The sequence below is a fragment of the Streptomyces mutabilis genome (genome assembly GCF_014649815.1).
GTDB classification, from domain to species: domain Bacteria; phylum Actinomycetota; class Actinomycetes; order Streptomycetales; family Streptomycetaceae; genus Streptomyces; species Streptomyces mutabilis.
The window spans coordinates 1-19206 of sequence record NZ_BMTT01000030.1; the positions used below are offsets into that span (position 1 = coordinate 1).

A 19206-nucleotide genomic window follows, 5' to 3' on the forward strand; every position below is an offset into this window, starting at 1 on the left:
GGGGCGCTGGCCGCGGCCGTCACGGACCTCGCGAACCGCGAGACGTGGCGCTCGGCGGCGAGCGCCCTCATCGAGGCGGCGTCCGGCGCACCGCACGGTCTGGCCGCGCTCCTCGACGCCCTGCGCACACTCGCCGGATCGACGGCCGACGAGGACGACGCGGGGGAGCGGCGCGACCGCCCGGCCCGGCAGCGCGTCGTGTTCCTCGCGGAGCAGCTCGGCGGGTTCGGCCCCGGTGCCGGTGCCGGTGCCGCCCGCCGCCCGGCCGCACTGGCGGCGGCCGAACTCCTCGGTGCGTACGACGTCCACGCCGCCCAGGCCGCCGTGCTCGCGGCCGCCTGCGTCGACCTGGCCGCCGTACCGCCGCGCCTGGACCGGCTGACCGCCCTGGCCGGTCCCGGCCGCCCCGCACTCGCCGCACGGGTCGCCGACACCGTGCGCGGCCGGTTGGAGAGCCGGGAACAGCCCGGAGACGCCGAGGCACTGCGCGTCGAGGCCGCGACACTGGCCGGGCACGGCGGACACGCCGAGGGACTGATGGCCGTCGCGGTCACCGGCGCGCTGGGCGACCGCGAGGACTGGCCGCAACCGTGGCGCGAACGGCTGCGGGCCCTGCGCCGCCACCCGGTCCCCGACGTACGGGACGCGGCACTGGAGGAAACGACGGCCCGCGAGTGACGGCGAACCGACCCGCCCCGCCGCCTACGACCTGCGTTCCGTTCCGGCCCACGAGCGACGGCGGCCGACGCACCACCGCCCGCGACGGCTCGGGCGGTGGGGAAGCGGTCGGGGCCGACTCGCCGCCCGGGCTGCCGTCGGGCGTCCTGGGCGCCGGCCACCGGCGCCAGTGGCCTGCGTGTGACGGCGACCGTCGAGGGCGTGACCGCTTACGGAGCGGCAACCGGGCGGGCGGGACGGGCGACGGCCGCTTCGCGTGACAGCGGCCGTCGAGGCATGCCCTGACGGCCCGGCGGCCGGGTGTGGTCACGCGCGGGGAGGCGGGTGGGTCAGCCCGCCGCCCGGGCCGCCATCCGGGCCTTGCGCGCCGCCAGCTTCTCGTCGAACTTGGCGGCCTCCGAGTCCAGCCCGCTCATGTACAGTCCCAGCTCCTCCTGCGCCTGCTGTCCCTCCGGGCCGAGGCCGTCGATCTCCATGATCTTCAAAAAACGCAGCACGGGCTGGATCACGTCGTCGTGGTGGATGCGCAGGTTGTAGACCTCGCCGATCGCCATCTGCGCGGCGGCCCGCTCGAAGCCGGGCATGCCGTGGCCGGGCATCCGGAAGTTCACGACCACGTCCCGCACCGCCTGCATGGTGAGGTCGGGCGCGAGCTCGAAGGCGGCCTTCAGCAGGTTCCGGTAGAAGACCATGTGCAGGTTCTCGTCGGTCGCGATGCGGGTCAGCATGCGGTCGCAGACCGGGTCGCCGGACTGGTGACCGGTGTTGCGGTGCGAGATGCGGGTGGCCAGTTCCTGGAAGGCGACGTAGGCCACCGAGTGCAGCATCGAGTGCCGGTTGTCCGACTCGAAGCCCTCGCTCATGTGGGCCATGCGGAACTGCTCCAGCTTGTCGGGGTCGACCGCGCGCGAGGCGAGCAGGTAGTCGCGCATCACGATGCCGTGCCGGCCCTCCTCGGCGGTCCAGCGGTGCACCCAGGTGCCCCAGGCGCCGTCGCGGCCGAAGAGGCTGGCGATCTCGTGGTGGTAGCTGGGGAGGTTGTCCTCGGTCAGCAGGTTCACCACGAGGGCGATGCGCCCGATCTCGGTGACCTTCGACTGGTCCTTCTGCCAGGCCTCGCCGTCCTCGAAGAGGCCCGGGAAGTTGCGGCCGTCGGTCCACGGCACGTACTCGTGCGGCATCCAGTCCTTGGCGACCTTGAGATGCCGGTTCAGTTCCTTCTCGACGACTTCCTCGAGCGCGTACAGCAGCCGGGCGTCGGTCCATTCGGCGGAACTGCCGAGGTGCGGGGAGACGATCGTCACGAATAACTCCAGGGGACGTGCGACAGAGCGGAAAGCTACCGGCGAGCGGGGCCGGCGGATGGAACCTACGGAATCGTAGGCTACGAAACCGTAGGTTACGAGAGCGTAGGTTAGCCGTGCGCGCGCAGCGCCTCGACGTACGCCTCCCACTGCTCGACGGCGAGGCCGTGATCGACCCGCTGGCGATCGATGTGGGTCACCAGCCCCTCGGCCAGGCGGGGGCTCGGGCGGCGGACGAGGGCCTTCTTGCTGGGCACGAGGGGGTCTCCGGGGTCTCCGAATCGGTGTTGGCTGTCCGGCGCCCGTGTCGCGGCGCCGGCTGGCCATCATGCAGGGCGGGCCCGCGCGGACGGAACCCCCGCCAGTGTCCCGTGGCCCTCCTGAGATGCTCCGCGGTGCTGGAGTCCCGGGCCGCGAGCAGATCTCGCGGGGTGCCCTCGAAGATCACCCGGCCGCCGTCCCGGCCCCCGTCCGGGCCGAGGTCGATCACCCGGTCGGCGTGCGCCACCACGTCCAGGTTGTGCTCGACGACCACGACGGTGTTGCCGGTGTCGACCAGCCGGTCCAGCAGGGCGAGCAGACCCTCGACGTCCGACATGTGCAGCCCGGTGGTCGGTTCGTCCAGGACGTACACGGCACCGGTGCGGTGCAACCGGGTGGCCAGTTTGATGCGCTGGCGTTCGCCGCCCGACAGCGTGGACAGCGGCTGCCCGAGCGTGAGGTACGTGAGGCCGACGTCGCGCAGGGCCCGCAACCGCCGCCGTACGCCCGAGTCGGTGAAGAAGTCCAGGGCCTGGCCGGCGGTCATCGCCAGCACGTCTGCGACGGAGCGGCCGTCGACCGTCAGCCGCAGCACCTCCTCCCGGAAGCGCCGGCCCTCGCAGTCGCCGCACGTCGTGGTCACCGGGTCCATGAAGGCCAGGTCCGTGTAGATGATGCCTCGTCCCTCGCAGGTGCCGCACGCCCCCGCCGAGTTGAAGCTGAAGGACCCCGGCTCGGCGCCCGTCTCCCGCGCGAAGATCTTCCGCACCGTGTCCATGATCCCGAGGTACGTCGCCGGGGTGGAGCGTGCCGAGACGCCGAGCGCCGACTGGTCGACGACCACGGCGTCCGGGTGGGCGGCGACGAGTTCCGCGACCAGCGTGCTCTTGCCCGACCCGGCGACCCCGGTGACCGCCGTCAGCACCCCGGTCGGGAAGGCGACCGTCACGTCCCGCAGGTTGTGCCGGTCGGCGCCCTTCACCCACAGCTCGCCGGTCGGCGTACGCGGGTCCGCCTTCACCGTCGTACGGCGCCGGAGGCAGCGGCCGGTGAGCGTGTCCGCCGCGGACAGTTCGCCCGGGGTGCCCTCGAACACCACCCGGCCGCCGTCCGCGCCCGCCCGCGGCCCCATGTCGACGACGTGGTCCGCCAGCGCGATGACGTCCGGGTCGTGCTCGACGACCAGCACGGTGTTCCCCTTGTCGCGCAGCCGCAGCAGCAGGTCGCCGAGGCGCCCGACGTCCCGCGGGTGCAGTCCCACGCTGGGCTCGTCGAAGATGTACGTCATCCCGGTCAGGCTGGAGCCCAGGTGCCGCACGGTCTTCAACCGCTGCCCCTCGCCCCCGGACAGAGTGGAGGTCTCCCGGTCGAGACTGAGGTAGCCGAGGCCGATCGTCTCGATGCGCTCCAGCGCGGCCACGGCGGCAGCGGCGACCGGCCGGGCCACCGGGTCGTCGATCCCCTTGAGTACGGCGATCAGGTCGGTGACCTGCATGCGGGAACAGTCGGCGATGGAGTGCCCGTCGATCCGGGTCGCGAGCGCCGCCGCGTTGAGCCGGGCGCCGCCGCAGTCCGGACAACTGCCCTCGACCAGGAACTCCCGCACCAGGTTCCGGGTCTTCTCGCTCATCGTCGACAGGTCCCGCTTCAGGTACAGCCGCTCGAAGCGGTCGGCGAGCCCTTCGTACTCGGTCGTCCAGGTGCCGCCCGTGCCGTTGACGGTGACCTTGCTGCCGGGCCGGCCGCGCATCAGGAACGCCCGCTCGTCGTCCGTGAAGTCGCCGACCGGCTTGTCCGGGTCCAGCTCGTCGGTGTTGGTGTACGCCTGCCCCTGCCAGGTCCCGGCCGCGAACGGCGGGAAGCGGACCGCCCCCTGCGCCAGCGACCTGCCCGGGTCGAGGATGCGGTTCCAGTCGGGCCGCACCGTGCGGCCCAGGCCGTCGCAGCCGGGGCACATGCCCGACGGGTCGTTGAACGAGTAGGCCGTCGCCGCCCCGGCGCTGGGCGTGCCGTGCCGCGAGAACAGCACCCGAAGCACCGAGTGGATGTCGGTCATGGTGCCGACGGTGGAGCGGGAGTGGCCGCCGACCGGCCGCTGGTCCACGACGATCGCGGGGGAGAGGTCCTCCAAGGCGTCCGCGTGCGGGCGTTCGTACTTGGGCAGCCGGTTGCGGACGAACCAGGTGAACGTCTCGTTCAACTGGCGCTGCGACTCGACCGCGATCGTGTCGAACACGACCGACGACTTCCCCGACCCCGAAACGCCGGTGAACACGGTCAGCCGGCCCTTCGGGATGCGAAGGGTGACGTCCTGGAGGTTGTTCTCCCTGGCTCCGGTGATGGTGATGAAATCGCTCACGCGGGCGACGCTAGGCGGGATACCCGACAGCTCCTGACGTCATTTCCCGCAGGTCTCCCCCCTCCATCAGCAGCCACCGGGTGATGCCGATCGACTCCAGGAACGGCATGTCGTGGCTGGCCACGATCAGCGCCCCCTCGTACGACTCCAGCGCCGTGGTGAGCTGCCGGACGCTCGCCACGTCCAGGTTGTTCGTGGGCTCGTCCAGCATCAGCAGCTGCGGCGCGGGCTCCGCCAGCATCAGCGCGGCCAGCGCCGCCCGGAAGCGTTCTCCGCCGGACAGCGTGGACGCCTGCCGGTCCGCGCGGGCGCCCCGGAACAGGAACCGCGCCAGCCGCGCCCGGATCCGGTTGTGGGTGGCGCCCGGCGCGAACCGGGCCACGTTCCCGGCGACGGTCAGCTCGCCGTCGAGGACGTCGAGACGCTGCGGCAGGAACCGCAACGGCACGTGCGCCGTCGCCTCGCCCGCCACCGGTTCCAGCTCACCGGCCACGGTCCGCAGCAGCGTGGTCTTGCCGGCGCCGTTGCGGCCGATCAGCGCGATCCGCTCGGGACCGTGCAGGTCGAAACCGCCCACCCGGGCCCCGTACCGCAGCTCCAGGTCCCGCAGGGTGAGCACGGCCCGGCCCGGTGGCACGGCCGTGTACGGCAGGTCGACGCGGATCTCGTCGTCGTCCCGCACGGCCTCCACCGCGTCGTCGAGCCGCTCCTTGGCCTCGGCCAGCTTCCCCTCGTGCATGACGCGGTACTTGCCCGCCGACTCCTGCGCCGAGCGTTTGCGCAGCTTCATCACCGCCCGCGGCTCGCGCTTGGTGTCGTACATCTTCTGCCCGTACCGCTTGCGCCGGGCCAGCGCGACCTGGGCCTCGGTCAGCTCGCGCTTCTGCCTGCGCAGGTCCGACTCGGCGACGCGCACCATCCGCTCGGCGGCCTCCTGCTCGACGGCCAGCGCCTCCTCGTACGCCGTGAAGTTGCCGCCGTACCAGGTGATCCGCCCGGACCGCAGGTCGGCGATCTGGTCGACGAGGTCCAGCACTTCCCGGTCGTGGCTGACCACGACCAGCACGCCCGGCCAGGACTCGACGGCCGCGTACAGCCGCCTGCGCGCGTACAGGTCGAGGTTGTTGGTCGGCTCGTCCAGGAGCAGGACGTCGGGCCGGCGCAGCAGCAGCGCGGCCAGCCGCAGCAGCACCGACTCGCCGCCCGAGACCTCGCCGACGGTGCGGTCGAGACCCACATGGCCGAGCCCGAGTTCACCTAGCGCGGCGAGGGCGCGTTCCTCGACGTCCCAGTCGTCGTCGACGGTCTCGAAGTGCTCCTCGGCCACGTCACCGGCCTCGATGGCGTGAAGCGCGGTCCGTCGCTCGGCGATGCCGAGCGCCTCGTCGACCCGCAGCGCGGTGTCGAGCGTGACGTTCTGCGGCAGGTAGCCGACCTCGCCGGCCACGCGGACGGCGCCGTCGGCCGGGGCGAGTCGCCCGGCGATCAACTTCAGCAGGGTGGACTTTCCCGACCCGTTGACGCCGACGAGGCCGGTCCTGCCGGGGCCGAAGGAGGTGTCCAGTCCCTCGAAGACGGGGGTGCCGTCGGGCCAGGCGAAGGAGAGGGACGTACAGGTGATCGAAATAGACATACGGGGTCTCCGCGGTTGCTCGAAGCGGTCAGGGGCAAACGCGTATCGAGACACCGGGAGGCGGCGACCGCCGTCGGGTGAGGGAAGGAGGTCCCGAGGAGTACGGGGCACAGGCACGAAAAAGCCCTGTTCCGCAAGGGACGGCTCGAACGCCGAGGTCGCACGCGGCGTACACATGTGACGAACGTCGACATGTGTGACGCGGTGTCTCAGGACCTCAGACGAGCAACGTCCTTCTCCGATCGGCGGCAACAGAAGCGTTGTAGACCGTAGAAGAGGCCGGTCGGGCTGTCAACGCCATTTCGTGGATCCGGTCTCACGGCCCCTGGGAGGCCCCGTGCCCGACGGTTCGCTCTCACTGCCGGCCCGGCTCTGCCTGCTGGCCTGGGACCCCGCGCGGCCCGGCGCCACCGACACGGCCCGGGTCCACCACCTCGTGCGCGCGGGCGCCCTCGTCGAGCTGGCACGACGAGGTCTGCTCACCGACGAAGACGGCGTCGCCACCCCTGTCGACCTCGACTCCCGCACCGGGGACGCCGTCCTGGACGGGCTGCTGGAACTCGTCCGCGAGTCCATGCCGCACCGGTGGCGGACCTGGGTGCGGCGGTACGCCCGGGTCACCTTCGACGCCGTCCGGGAGCAGCTGGTGACCGAAGGCCACCTGCGTGCCGAGAAGAAGCGAATACTCGGCGTCTTCCCGTCCGTGGAGTACGTCCTGGCGTGCCCGGCTGCGGGTTGGACTCTCCGTGCGCGGACGCGCTCCGTCCTGGAGGGGGCGGTGCCGGCCGGTGAGGTCCCCGAGCGGGACGTGGCCGTGGCCGTACTGGCGGCAGCCGCGGAACCGCGCACCGTCGCGCTCGCCGGGGCCGGCGCGGGCGGAGAGGCCCGGATCGCCGAGCTGACCGAGCGCGGCGCGGCGTCGGCGCCCGGCCTGCGGAAGATCCTGGCCGAGGTGGCGGGCGCGTTGCGTGCTCAGACGGCGGACACCGTGGCCTCGTCGGGCGGCGGCTGAGGGGGTCCGGGGCGGGCCACCTGGGGCGGGCGGCCCCGGGGTGTTCTCAGCAGGTGCCGCGCATGAGCTCGGCCAGGTCGTGGTCCAGGTCCAGCTGGAGGTGCTCAAGACCCACCGGCACCAGCTCGCTGGTGGCCTGCAGGAACCGACGCAGCTCGCCCGAGCGGACGTGGATCACGGCGGTGCCCTCGGGTGCGTGGAACTCCAGGACGGTCCGGTCGTACCCGTACGGCCGCACGCGCACGTCGCCGTGGCCGTCCGGCTCCTGCATGCCCGAGATGAGCAGCTCGCGGGAGAACGTCCAGCACACTTCCACGCCTTCGAGGGTGGCCGGGGCCGGGAAGGTCATGCGGACGGCGAACGGGTCGCCGCGGTCGTAGCTCAGCGTGGCGGGAATGCTCGGCATACGCGGCGCGGCGGCGACGAGACGCGCCTCGACCGGCTGTTCGATGACGGTGGACAACGCCTTGCTCCCTCGTGACGGCTGGACGGGCGGGGGGTGGTAGGGCCGGGCACTTGAAGAGACGACGGAATCAGCCAATCCGTGCACACGATGAGCGAGTGACCTCTGTCACCGCGTTCATGCACGGGAGTGACGTGACTCTCCTCGCGCGCCACGCACGGCACTTGGGCTCCTCGTGCGCACGCGCCGTGCCGTCCCCGGTCCTCTGGACGGCGTGGAAGCGGTGGGCTGGCTTCGCCCGCCATGAGGCGCTCGGGAAGCATGCGAGGTACAGGACACCGGGGCCGCCGGGGCGTCCGATGTCCGCTTCCGCGGCCTCGCGGCCGTCAGCAGGCACACCGCCTGGGTAGCCGGCTCCCGAGGCACCGTCGTGCGCACCACCGACGGCGGCGACACCTGGCGGAACGTGTCGCCACCGGACGCCGGTCGGCTGGAGTTCCACGACGTCGAGGCGTTCGACGCCCGCCGGGCCGTGGTCCTGGCCATCGGTGAGGGCGAGGCGTCCCGCGTCTACCGCACCGACGACGGCGGGGCCACCTGGACCGAGTCCTTCCGCAACACCGACCCGCGGGCCTTCTACGACTGCCTCACCTTCTTCGACCGCCGGCACGGCCTCGCGGGGCGTGTTCGCCCTCGCCTTCCGCGACCGCGTCCACGGCCTCGCGGTCGGCGGTGACTTCCGCCCCGACCGGACCTCCCCGAGAGCGGCTGCGCGGACCACCGACGGCGGCCGCACCCGGCGGACGGTCGACACGGGCTCGTACGACACCGTGGAATGCATCGCCGACCTGGGCTGTCGGGCGGCCGGCGAGCAGGGGCGGGTCGCCCGGCTGGAGCGCTGACGCCGCGCGGGGGAGGGTGTTCGTCCGTAACGTGGGTACCCGTTCACCGAACGTGAGAGGAGTGAACGGACATGCCACGCGGTTCGAGCTCCAAGCGGGAGCGGCAGTACGAGCACATCAAGGACAGCGCCGAGGACCGTGGCGCGAGCGCCGAGCGCGCCAAGGAGATCGCGGCCCGGACGGTCAACAAGGAGCGCGCGCAGTCCGGCGAGTCGAAGACCGCGAGCCGGACGTCCACGCGGGACGAGTCGCCGGGCAAGCGCGGCGGCCGGCGGTCCGGGAACCGGCAGGGTCCCCAGGGGCCCAGCTACGACCAGTTGTACCAGGAGGCCAAGCGCCGGGACATCAGCGGCCGTTCGAACATGAACAAGGGCGAGCTCCAGCACGCGCTCGGCAAGTGAGCCGCATCGCCCCTAGGCGAGCGTCTCCTGGTAGGGCGCCAGTGCCGGCGCCGTCTTCGTGGCGACGAACTCGGTGACGCGGTAGGCGCACACGCCCGCCCGGACGAAGGGGTCGCCCGCCGCGATCGCCTCGATCCGCGCACGGTCCTCCGCGACGGCGACGATCATTCCGCCGTCGCGGGGTTCCTTGCGCCCGGAGCCAGGAACACCCCCCGCTCGTACAGGTCGTCGAGCCAGGCCACGTGGTCCGGCAGCACGGCGTCGACGGCTTCCAGAGGGGCGGTGCAGGACAGTTCCAGTACGAACTCGATCGCGAGCCTCCTCGTGGCTCCCGTAGGCTTGCGGCCACCATGACGACCGTGACCGCGCAGACGCCCGCCGACTGGCCCGCGACCGAGGAGCGGGCCCGCGCCGTCCAGGACGAACTGCGGGCCCGCGTGGTGCTCGACGAGCCCGGCCCGCCGTCCGGCACCGGCCGGGTGACCGGCGTGGATGTCGCCTACGACGACGAACGCGACGTCGTGGCGGCGGCGGCCGTCGTCCTCGACGCCGCGACCCTCACTCTCGTGGCGGAGGCCACGGCCGTCGGGCGGATCTCCTTCCCGTACGTGCCGGGGCTGCTCGCCTTCCGCGAGATCCCGACCGTCCTCGCCGCCCTGGGCGCGCTGCCCTGCCCGCCCGGCCTGGTCGTCTGCGACGGCTACGGCCTGGCCCATCCGCGCCGATTCGGCCTCGCCAGTCACCTCGGAGTGCTCACCGGCCTGCCCACGATCGGCGTCGCCAAGAACCCGTTCACCTTCACCCACGGCGAACCGGACGCACCGCGCGGCAGCACGTCGCCGCTGCTGGACGGTGCCGAGGAGGTCGGGCGGGCCGTGCGCACACGTGACGGCGTCAAGCCGGTCTTCGTCTCCGTCGGCCATCGGGTGAGCCTGGACAACGCCTGCGCCCACACCCTGGCGCTGGCCCAGGCGTACCGCCTGCCGGAAACCACCCGCAGGGCGGACGCCCTGTGCCGCGAGGCCCTGCGGGCGGCCACCTACTCGGCCTGACCCTCGATGCTCCAGCGGCCCACCTCCCGGTAAGCCGAGTCGTAGATCACCGATCCGTCGCCGGGCCGCAGTTCGTAGTGGGTCAGGTTGCCGCCCCAGTAGCGCAGGATCCGCTGCAACTCGGCCGTGGGGTCCTCGGCGAGCGCGCCCTCGTCCATCGTGACTTCGAGAAGGAACTTCATGCCTTCAAGGGTTTCATTGAACTCCTTCTTGGGACCTTGCCGTGCTCAGCCGCACGTGGTGCCGCCCGTCGGCGGCGAAAGTCTCAAATCGTGTGGGACGGCAGGCGCGCGCCGGTGCTCAGCCGTCGGCTGAGTACCCGTACGGATGTGCCCGCGTCGCGGTGGCGGCAGGCTGGACGGCATGACGACGCACCGCACACCCGAGCAGCCCGCCCGCCGGCCCGCACAGCCCACTGAGCGGGTGGTGGTCGCCGGGCTGGTGCTCGCCGTGGGTGCGGGACTGGCCTGGGCCGGCGGAATGATCTACACGATCGTCGGCTGGTCGGGCTAGGGCGGCCCCAGGAGGAGGACCGACCGGGACCGCCCGGAAGGAGGCCGATCGGGCCGTTCAGTAAGGAAGCCCGATCGAGGCGGCCCCGTAAGGGCCGGTCAGCGGTCGGCCGCCACCCGGAAGCGGATGCCCGCGGCACGCAGGCGCCCGGTCAGCGCGTCGCCCATCGCCACCGCCGTCGTGACCTGCCCCGCCGTCGGGGGAAGGTCGTCGAGGGCGAGGGAGAGCGCGGCCTCGGCGAACATCTTCGCCGTCTCGTCGTACCCGGGGTCGCCGCCCGCGACCTCGGTGAACACCTTCCGGCCCCCGCCCTCGCCCACGAAGCGGACCGAGAACCAGCTCTTCGCCCGCTTCTCCGGGCTCGGCCCGTCACCAGGCTCCAGCCGGGCCGACAGCCACCGTCGCGCGGGCGGCACCTGGGCCGCCGCCACGAGCGCACCCACCGCCGCCACGCCGCCCACCGCGACGGGCAGCCGTCGGACGGCCGCGTAGTGGCGGTAGCGGAAGTCGGGGCCGTAGCGGTCCAGGGCCTTCGCGGAGCGGCGCACGATCTGTGCGTCCACGGTCGGCAGCGGCAGGGCCCACGCCCCCACCTCCCCGGCGAACCTCGGCGCGCCCGTCGGCGTCACCGCACGGCGGCCCACCAGCCGGGGCTCGTGCCGCCGGCGCTCCGCAGCGGCGGCGCGCAGCTGCCGGCCGCGCGCGAACTGGCCCAGCGCCGACGCGAGCGTTCCGCCGGAGAAGGTGGCGTCGACGCTCACGTAGCCGTCCACGGTCAGCGGCACGTCCTCGGGCAGCTGCCGGACCGTGAAGTACACGCCGAGGTCGTGCGGAACGGAGTCGAATCCACAGGCGTGCACCAGCCGCGCCCCGGTCTCCCGCGCCCGCGCGTCATGGCGGACGTACGTCAGGTCCACGAACTCGGGCTCACCGGTGAGGTCGAGGTAGTCGGCGCCGGCCTCAGCGCACGCACCGACCAGCGCGTCGCCGTACCGGACGTACGGGCCCACCGTCGTGGCCACCACGCGCGCCTGCCCGGCGAGTTCGCGCACCGAGCCCGGGTCGGACACGTCGGCGCGCAGCACCCCCACGTCCGGTGCGCCGGTCAGCCGTTCCCGCAGCCGGTTCAGTTTCTCCTCGCTGCGGCCGGCGATCGCCCAGCGCAGCCCCTCGGGCGTGTGCGCGGCGAGGTAACGCGCGGTGAGCTCGCCGACGTATCCCGTCGCCCCGAAGAGCACGATGTCGTACGGCCGGTCGGCCTTGTCCTGCCCGTTCATGACACCCCTTCGTCACCCGTCGGCAACCCCTGGGCCCGCAGCACGCGCCGTGGCCGGTGGCTGAGGCTAGCGTGAGCACTGCCGCCCGAAGAGGGGTCGCCCCATAATGGGCTAAGCGCTTGCTCGCCCGGGTCTTGTGCCCAGTGGAACACGTTCTTAGCATCACTGGTGTTACATCAGTCGTGTCACAGAGGTGGCAGAGCGGAATCAGAGCAGAGCATCGCGGAGCTGGGGGCTCGATGTCGGAAGCGAAGAGGCAGACGCGGCCGCCGGGCGACGGTCCGCTCACCGGCGTGCGAGTGGTCGAGCTGGCCGGCATCGGACCGGGACCCTTCGCCGCCATGCTCCTGGCCGATCTGGGCGCCGACGTCGTCCGCGTCGACCGTCCCGGCGGCCCGGGCCTCGCGATCGACCCCGCCCATGACGTCACCAACCGCAACAAGCGGTCCGTGGTCGTCGACCTGAAGGCGCCCGACGGTCCCGCCCTCGTCCTCGACCTGGCCGAACGCGCCGACGTGCTGATCGAGGGCTACCGCCCCGGTGTCGCGGAACGGCTCGGCGTCGGCCCTGACGACTGCCGCGCCCGCAACCCGCGCCTCGTCTACGGCCGCATGACCGGCTGGGGCCAGGACGGGCCGCTCGCCCGGCGCGCCGGGCACGACATCGGGTACATCGCGCTCACCGGCGCCCTCGGCATGATCGGCGTCCCCGACCGGCCGCCGGCCGTCCCGGCCAACCTCCTCGGCGACTACGCGGGCGGCTCCCTCTACCTGGTCGTCGGTGTCCTCGCCGCCCTGCACCACGCCCGTGCGACCGGCACCGGACAGGTCGTGGACGCCGCCATCGTGGACGGCACCGCCCACCTCTCCTCGATGATCCACGGCATGCTGGCCGCCGGCACCTGGCAGGACCTGCGCGGCGCCAACCTCCTCGACGGCGGCTGCCCCTTCTACGGCACCTATGAGACCGCCGACGGCCGGTACATGGCGGTCGGCGCCCTGGAACCCCGGTTCTACGCCGAGTTCATGGAGCTCCTGGGCATCCCCGAGCACGCGCCGGCCCGCGACGACATGGCCCGCTGGGCGGAGCTGCGCGAGGCCGTCGCCGCCCGTTTCAAGTCCCGTACCCGTGACGAGTGGACGGCGGTCTTCGCCAACTCCGACGCCTGCGCGGCGCCCGTACTGACGCTGCGTGAGGCCCCGCACCACCCGCACCTCGCCGCCCGCTCCACCTTCACCGACCACGACGGCATCACCCAGCCCGCCCCCGCCCCCCGCTTCTCCGCGACCCCCACCACCGTCCGCACCGGGCCCGCGCTGCCGGGCGCCGACACCGACGCGGTTGCCCGTGACTGGGACGTCCCCCGGCTCGCGGCCCCATCCCGAAACCCTCAGTGAAAGGCCTGCCAGTGAGCACCGAAGCGTACGTGTACGACGCGATCCGCACCCCGCGCGGACGCGGCAAGGCGAACGGCGCCCTGCACGGCACGAAGCCCGTCGACCTGGTCGTCGGCCTCATCCACGAGATCCGCGCCCGTTTCCCGGACCTGGACCCGGCCGCCGTGGACGACATCGTGCTCGGTGTCGTCGGCCCGGTCGGTGATCAGGGCTCCGACATCGCGCGGATCGCCGCGATCGCGGCGGGTCTGCCTGACACCGTGGCGGGCGTCCAGGAGAACCGCTTCTGTGCCTCGGGTCTGGAGGCGGTCAATCTGGCGGCCGCGAAAGTCCGTTCCGGCTGGGAGGACCTGGTCCTCGCGGGCGGGGTCGAGTCGATGTCCCGGGTGCCCATGGCCTCGGACGGCGGTGCCTGGTTCAACGACCCGATGACCAACCTCGCCACCAACTTCGTGCCCCAGGGCATCGGCGCCGACCTGATCGCCACCATCGAGGGCTTCTCGCGCCGCGAGGTCGACGAGTACGCGGCCCTCTCCCAGGAGCGTGCGGCAACCGCCTGGAAGGAGAACCGCTTCGAGCGGTCCGTCGTACCGGTGAAGGACCGGGCCGGCCTCACCGTCCTCGACCACGACGAGCACCTGCGCCCGGGCACCACCGCCGACTCCCTGGCGAAGCTCAAGCCGTCCTTCGCCGACATCGGCGAACTGGGCGGTTTCGACGCGGTGGCTCTGCAGAAGTACCACTGGGTCGAGAAGATCGACCACGTGCACCACGCGGGCAACTCCTCCGGCATCGTCGACGGCGCCTCCCTGGTCGCCATCGGCTCGAAGGAGGTCGGTGAGCGCTACGGCCTCACGCCCCGGGCCCGGATCGTCTCCGCCGCCGTGTCCGGGTCCGAGCCCACGATCATGCTGACCGGTCCCGCCCCGGCCACCCGCAAGGCGCTCGCCAAGGCCGGGCTGACCATCGACGACATCGACCTGGTCGAGATCAACGAGGCGTTCGCGGCGGTCGTCCTGCGGTTCGTGAAGGACATGGGCCTGCCCCTGGACAAGGTCAACGTCAACGGCGGCGCCATCGCGCTCGGCCACCCCCTCGGGGCCACCGGAGCGATGATCCTGGGCACCCTCGTCGACGAACTGGAGCGCCAGGACAAGCGCTACGGCCTGGCCACCCTGTGCGTGGGCGGCGGCATGGGCATCGCCACGATCGTCGAGCGCATCTGATCCCTGCGGAAGCGCCACCGCGGCCACCGAAGACCTCACTGGAGACCCCTGTCATGACGACTGAGAGCACCACCATCCGCTGGGAGCAGGACGACACCGGGATCGTCACCCTCGTCCTCGACGACCCCGACCAGTCCGCCAACACCATGAACCAGGCGTTCCGCGAGTCCCTCGCGGTGATCACGGACCGACTGGAGGCCGAGAAGGACTCGATCCGCGGCGTCGTCGTTACCTCCGCCAAGAAGACCTTCTTCGCCGGCGGCGACCTGCGCGACCTGATCCGCGTCACGCCGGAGACCGCCCAGGACCTCTTCGACGGCGGCATGGCGATCAAGCGGAACCTGCGCCGTATCGAGACCCTCGGCAAGCCCGTCGTCGCAGCCATGAACGGCGCGGCCCTCGGAGGCGGCTACGAGATCGCCCTCGCCTGCCACCACCGCGTCGCCCTCGACGCGCCCGGCTCCAAGATCGGCTGCCCCGAGGTCACCCTCGGCCTGCTCCCCGGGGGCGGCGGCGTCGTCCGCACCGTCCGGATGCTCGGCATCACCGACGCCCTGTTGAAGGTCCTCCTCCAGGGCACCCAGTACAACCCTCGCCAGGCCCGGGAGAACGGCCTGGTCGACGAGGTAGCCGACAGCCGCGAGGACATGCTCGCCAAGGCCCGCGCCTTCATCGATGCCAACCCGGAGGCCACCCAGCCATGGGACAGGCCCGGCTACCGCATCCCCGGCGGCACCCCGGCCCACCCCAAGTTCGCCGCCAACCTGCCCGCCTTCCCGGCCAACCTGCGCAAGCAGACGAACGGCGCCCCCTATCCGGCACCGCGCAACATCATGGCCGCCGCCGTCGAGGGCTCCCAGGTCGACTTCGAGACCGCCCAGGTCATCGAGGCCCGCTACTTCGTCGAGCTGGCCGCCGGACAGACCTCGAAGAACATGATCCAGGCGTTCTTCTTCGACCTTCAGGCAGTCAATTCCGGGGCCAACCGGCCCCAGGGTGTCGAGTCCCGCGAGGTCGCCAGGGTCGCCGTCCTGGGGGCCGGGATGATGGGCGCGGGCATCGCCTACTCGTGTGCCCGCGCGGGCATCGACGTCGTCCTCAAGGACGTGTCCCTGGAAGCGGCCGTCAAGGGCAAGGGCTACTCCGAGAAGCTGTGCGCCAAGGCCGTCGCCAAGGGCCGTACGACGCGGGAGAAGGCGGACGCGCTGCTCGCCCGGATCACGCCGACGGCCGAGGCCGCGGATCTCGCGGGCTGCGACGCGGTCATCGAGGCCGTCTTCGAGGACACCGCCCTCAAGCACAAGGTGTTCCAGGAGGTCCAGGACGTCGTCGCTCCCGACGCGCTGCTGTGCTCCAACACCTCCACCCTGCCCATCACCGCGCTGGCCGAGGGTGTCGAGCGGCAGGCCGACTTCATCGGGCTGCACTTCTTCTCGCCGGTCGACAAGATGCCGCTGGTCGAGATCATCAAGGGGGAGCGGACCGGTGAGGAGGCGCTGGCGCGCGCTTTCGATCTGGTCCGGCAGATCGGCAAGACGCCGATCGTGGTCAACGACTCGCGCGGCTTCTTCACCTCCCGGGTCATCGGCCACTTCATCAACGAGGGGGTCGCGATGGTGGGCGAGGGCATCGAGCCGGCCTCCGTGGAGCAGGCGGCGGCCCAGGCCGGCTACCCGGCCAAGGTCCTGTCCCTGATGGACGAACTCACCCTCACCCTGCCCCGCAAGATCCGCCAGGAGACGAAGCGGGCCGTGGAGGAGGCCGGCGGCACCTGGAGCGCGCACCCCGCCGAGTCCGTCATCGACCGCATGGTCGACGAGTTCGAGCGCCCCGGCCGCTCGGGCGGTGCGGGCTTCTACGACTACGTCGACGGCAAGCGGGCGGGACTCTGGCCGGGCCTGCGCGAGCACTTCACCGAGCCCGGCCACACGATCCCCTTCGAGGACATGCAGGAGCGCATGCTCTTCTCGGAGGCGCTCGACACCGTGAAACTCCTGGAGGAGGGGGTACTGACCTCCGTCGCCGACGCCAACATCGGCTCGATCTTCGGCATCGGCTTCCCCGGCTGGACCGGCGGCGTCCTGCAGTACATCAACGGCTACGAAGGCGGCCTGCCCGGTTTCGTGGCCCGCGCGCGTGAGCTGGCCGACCGCTACGGCGAGCGCTTCACGCCGCCCGCACTGCTGGTGGAGAAGGCGGAGAAGGGGGAGGTCTTCACGGACGGCCGCTGAGCCGCCGGATCACCCAAGGGCGTCCTCGCCCGGGCCCTTACCGGCGTCCTCGCCCGGGCCCGTGTCGACGTCCTCGCCCGTGCCGTTGCCGGTGTCCTTGTCGAGCCACGCCCGCAGCTCCTGGCGCAGCGACCGCTGGAACGTGGTCAGCAGCGCCTGCACCACGAGCGGGTGCATGTGGGCGGACAGGGACCGCACGTCCCGCGCGTCGCGTTCGGCGACCGCGTCGCGCAGCAGCCGCGACAGGTCGCGCGCGGCGGCACGGGAGTGCTCGAGGAGCGCGGTGCGGGCGGCGAGGACCGTCGCGGGGGAGAAGGGCACGTCGAGCAGTTCGACGCCGAGCCGCAGCAGCCCGGCGTCGACGCGGTAGCGGTCACCGTCGCGCGCGACGATGTCCATCGCCGCGAGCCGCCCCACCTCCTCGTCGGTCAGCGGCCGGCCAGCCCGTCTGCCCAACTCCTCGCGCGTGACGCGCTCCACCGTCTCCGGCGCCCAGGAGGCCACCACCGCGCGGTGCAGCGCGAGGTCGTGCGCGCTCAGGTCCGGGGGCAGCTGGTTCAGGTACCTTTCGATCGCGGCCAGCGTCATGCCCTGGTGCTGCAGCTCCTCGATCAGCGCCAGCCTGGCCAGGTGCTCCCCGCCGTAGCGCCCCACTCGGCGCGGGCCGATCACCGGCGGCGGCAGCAGCCCCTTGGTGCCGTAGAAGCGGACCGTGCGCACCGTGACACCGGCCCGCGCGGCCAGTTCGTCGATGGTGAGGGTCGGGTCCTCGGTGCCGACCCCGGTGTCGCTCGTCGTCATGTGCAGCAGTATCGCTGTCTCACCAATGCTGTGACACCTCTGTGCATCGAGTGCAGACCGGTGGCGGATCATGTGAGAAGTCACGCTGTGTGACTTGGGCCACCGCATGGCAACGCAGCGTCGTGGGAAGGTGCTGCCCTGGTCTGTGCCGCGAAGGGTGGTGCGGGCCGTGTCACTGTACGGACGACCTGGGCGTATCCCGCCCGGGGCACCAGAGAGTTGAACCACCCGTGAGCAAGGACGCCGTCGCCACGGCACAGGCCGCCGACCCGCAGGCGGCCGAACGACCCGCGGACGCGGGCGACGCCGGCTACAGCAAGGGCCTCAAGGCCCGCCACGTCAACATGATCGCCATCGGCGGCGCGATCGGCACCGGCCTCTTCCTCGGCGCCGGCGGGCGCCTGCGCGACGCCGGCCCGGCGCTCGCGATCGCCTACCTGGTCTGCGGCGTCTTCGCCTTCTTCGTGGTCCGGGCGCTGGGCGAACTCGTGCTATACCGGCCCTCCTCCGGGTCTTTCGTCTCGTACGCGCGCGAGTTCCTCGGCGAGAAGGGCGCCTACGTCGCCGGCTGGATGTACTTCCTGAACTGGTCGACCACCGGCATCGCGGACATCACCGCCATCGCGCTGTACACGCACTACTGGAGCATGTTCACGAGCATCCCCCAATGGGTGCTGGCGCTGATCGCCCTCGCGGTGGTCCTGGCCGTGAACCTCATCTCCGTGAAGATCTTCGGCGAGATGGAGTTCTGGTTCGCGATCATCAAGGTCGCCACCCTGATCGGCTTCATGCTGATCGGCATCTTCCTGCTGGCGACCCAGCACGAGGTGGGGGGCCAGACCCCCGGAATCGGCGTCATCACCGACAACGGCGGCGTCGTCCCGCACGGTGTGATGCCGGTCGTCCTCGTGATGCAGGGCGTGATCTTCGCCTACGCGGCCCTGGAGCTGGTCGGCGTCGCCGCCGGCGAGACCGCCGAGCCGGAGAAGGTCGTCCCGCGCGCGGTGAACTCGATCATGTGGCGGGTCGCCCTGTTCTACGTCGGTTCGGTCGTCCTGCTGGCCCTGCTGCTGCCCAGCTCGCTCTACTCCGGCGACGAGAGCCCCTTCGTCACCGTCCTGTCCAAGATCGGTGTCCCGGCGGCCGGTGACGTGATGAATCTCGTGGTCCTCACCGCCGCCATGTCGTCCCTGAACTCCGGCCTGTACTCCACCGGCCGCATCCTGCGTTCCATGGCGATGGCGGGCTCCGCGCCCAAGTTCACCAGCGTGATGAGCCGCAGCCAGGTCCCCTACGGCGGCATCCTGCTGACCTGCGGCATCTGCGTCCTCGGTGTCGGCCTGAACTACCTGGTGCCGAGCCAGGCCTTCGAGATCGTGCTGAACGTCGCCTCCCTGGGCATCATCAGCACCTGGGTGATCATCATGATCTGCCACCTGATCTTCGTGCGCCGGTCCCGGGCGGGCCTGGTGGCCCGTCCCCACTTCCGCCTGCCCGGCAGTCCGGTCACGGAGATCGCCACGATCGCCTTCCTGTTGGCCTGTCTCGGCATGATGTGGAACGACCCCGAGGTGGGCCGCAAGACCCTCCTGCTCATCCCTGTGCTCGCGGTCATGCTGGTCGCCGGCTGGTTGGGCGTCCGCCGCCGGGTGGCGCAGAACGCCGAGCAGGAGCTGAGCCGCCTCACCAAGTAGCCGGGGAGCGCCGGCCGGGGGCGCGGTCGACGGCCCAGGGCCGCTGTCAGTGGCGACCTCTA

The 19206-nt window shown here is 71.9% G+C and carries 15 protein-coding genes and 4 pseudogenes; 10 read left to right on the forward strand and 9 right to left on the reverse strand.

The genetic code is table 11. The features are described from left to right. Window positions 1–678: pseudogene (locus IE142_RS32385) on the forward strand (hypothetical protein); the annotation flags it as partial. A gap of 329 nt (window positions 679–1007) precedes the next feature. Here IE142_RS32385 and IE142_RS32390 read toward each other — a convergent pair. The 4 genes and pseudogenes from IE142_RS32390 to IE142_RS32405 all read right to left on the reverse strand — a co-directional run bounded on the left by IE142_RS32390 (window position 1008) and on the right by IE142_RS32405 (window position 6235). After that, window positions 1008–1982, reverse strand: coding sequence for an acyl-ACP desaturase (locus tag IE142_RS32390; RefSeq protein ID WP_191889036.1), 975 nt, complete (start codon window positions 1980–1982; stop codon window positions 1008–1010). 113 nt (window positions 1983–2095) lie between these two features. Then, a pseudogene (locus IE142_RS32395) lies at window positions 2096–2239 on the reverse strand (N(G),N(G)-dimethylarginine dimethylaminohydrolase); the annotation flags it as partial. After that, a complete protein-coding gene (locus IE142_RS32400; protein ID WP_229831098.1) occupies window positions 2179–4602 on the reverse strand; it encodes an ATP-binding cassette domain-containing protein in 2424 nt (807 codons plus the stop codon). The gene IE142_RS32400 and the pseudogene IE142_RS32395, both read right to left, overlap by 61 nt. 10 nt (window positions 4603–4612) lie before the next feature. Beyond that, complete coding sequence (locus tag IE142_RS32405; RefSeq protein ID WP_191889037.1) at window positions 4613–6235, reverse strand: ABC-F family ATP-binding cassette domain-containing protein; 1623 nt, start codon at window positions 6233–6235, stop codon at window positions 4613–4615. 337 nt (window positions 6236–6572) lie between these two features. On the opposite strand from IE142_RS32405, the gene IE142_RS32410 reads away from it, so the two are divergent. Then, window positions 6573–7247 (forward strand): GOLPH3/VPS74 family protein, encoded by a 675-nt coding sequence (locus IE142_RS32410; protein ID WP_191889038.1) that lies wholly within the window; start codon window positions 6573–6575, stop codon window positions 7245–7247. Window positions 7248–7293: 46 nt separating this feature from the next. Here the strand turns inward: IE142_RS32410 and ssgD are convergent, their stop codons facing one another. Then, on the reverse strand, window positions 7294–7710 hold the full coding sequence (gene ssgD / locus IE142_RS32415; RefSeq protein WP_191889039.1) for a spore wall synthesis regulator SsgD: 417 nt from the start codon (window positions 7708–7710) through the stop codon (window positions 7294–7296). Between the two features lie 265 nt (window positions 7711–7975). Here ssgD and IE142_RS32420 point away from each other — a divergent pair. Beyond that, window positions 7976–8552 (forward strand): annotated as a pseudogene (locus IE142_RS32420) (WD40/YVTN/BNR-like repeat-containing protein); the annotation flags it as partial. A 71-nt stretch (window positions 8553–8623) separates the two neighbouring features. Then, window positions 8624–8953, forward strand: coding sequence for a plasmid stabilization protein (locus IE142_RS32425; RefSeq protein WP_191889040.1), 330 nt, complete (start codon window positions 8624–8626; stop codon window positions 8951–8953). 12 nt (window positions 8954–8965) lie between these two features. Here IE142_RS32425 and IE142_RS32430 read toward each other — a convergent pair. Continuing rightward, window positions 8966–9264: pseudogene (locus IE142_RS32430) on the reverse strand (YciI family protein). Window positions 9265–9303: 39 nt separating this feature from the next. On the opposite strand from IE142_RS32430, the gene IE142_RS32435 reads away from it, so the two are divergent. Continuing rightward, window positions 9304–10005 (forward strand): endonuclease V, encoded by a 702-nt coding sequence (locus IE142_RS32435; protein WP_191889041.1) that lies wholly within the window; start codon window positions 9304–9306, stop codon window positions 10003–10005. Here IE142_RS32435 and IE142_RS32440 read toward each other — a convergent pair. Next, window positions 9993–10187, reverse strand: coding sequence for a hypothetical protein (locus tag IE142_RS32440; protein WP_100045571.1), 195 nt, complete (start codon window positions 10185–10187; stop codon window positions 9993–9995). The genes IE142_RS32435 and IE142_RS32440 overlap by 13 nt on opposite strands. A 181-nt stretch (window positions 10188–10368) precedes the next feature. On the opposite strand from IE142_RS32440, the gene mmpA reads away from it, so the two are divergent. After that, window positions 10369–10518 (forward strand): morphogenic membrane protein MmpA, encoded by a 150-nt coding sequence (mmpA, locus tag IE142_RS32445; RefSeq protein WP_191889042.1) that lies wholly within the window; start codon window positions 10369–10371, stop codon window positions 10516–10518. A 98-nt stretch (window positions 10519–10616) separates the two neighbouring features. Here mmpA and IE142_RS32450 read toward each other — a convergent pair whose 3' ends face one another. Then, complete coding sequence (locus IE142_RS32450) at window positions 10617–11795, reverse strand: saccharopine dehydrogenase family protein (protein ID WP_191889043.1); 1179 nt, start codon at window positions 11793–11795, stop codon at window positions 10617–10619. Window positions 11796–12034: 239 nt separating this feature from the next. Between IE142_RS32450 and IE142_RS32455 the strand changes: the two genes are divergently transcribed. Genes IE142_RS32455 through IE142_RS32465 form a run of 3 tightly spaced genes read left to right on the forward strand, consistent with a single transcriptional unit; the run spans window position 12035 to window position 16649 of the window. Continuing rightward, window positions 12035–13192 (forward strand): CaiB/BaiF CoA transferase family protein, encoded by a 1158-nt coding sequence (locus IE142_RS32455; protein ID WP_191889044.1) that lies wholly within the window; start codon window positions 12035–12037, stop codon window positions 13190–13192. An 11-nt stretch (window positions 13193–13203) separates the two neighbouring features. After that, complete coding sequence (locus IE142_RS32460) at window positions 13204–14418, forward strand: acetyl-CoA C-acetyltransferase (RefSeq protein WP_191889045.1); 1215 nt, start codon at window positions 13204–13206, stop codon at window positions 14416–14418. A gap of 53 nt (window positions 14419–14471) precedes the next feature. Beyond that, window positions 14472–16649, forward strand: a complete 2178-nt coding sequence (locus IE142_RS32465; protein WP_191889046.1) for a 3-hydroxyacyl-CoA dehydrogenase NAD-binding domain-containing protein — start codon at window positions 14472–14474, stop codon at window positions 16647–16649. Window positions 16650–16658: 9 nt separating this feature from the next. Here IE142_RS32465 and IE142_RS32470 read toward each other — a convergent pair whose 3' ends face one another. After that, on the reverse strand, window positions 16659–17450 hold the full coding sequence (locus IE142_RS32470) for a MerR family transcriptional regulator (RefSeq protein ID WP_229831100.1): 792 nt from the start codon (window positions 17448–17450) through the stop codon (window positions 16659–16661). A gap of 230 nt (window positions 17451–17680) precedes the next feature. Here IE142_RS32470 and IE142_RS32475 point away from each other — a divergent pair, with 230 nt between their 5' ends. Next, the gene (locus IE142_RS32475; RefSeq protein ID WP_191889047.1) at window positions 17681–19144 is read left to right on the forward strand and encodes an amino acid permease; all 1464 of its coding nucleotides are present in this window, start codon (window positions 17681–17683) and stop codon (window positions 19142–19144) included. Window positions 19145–19206 lie beyond the last annotated feature (62 nt).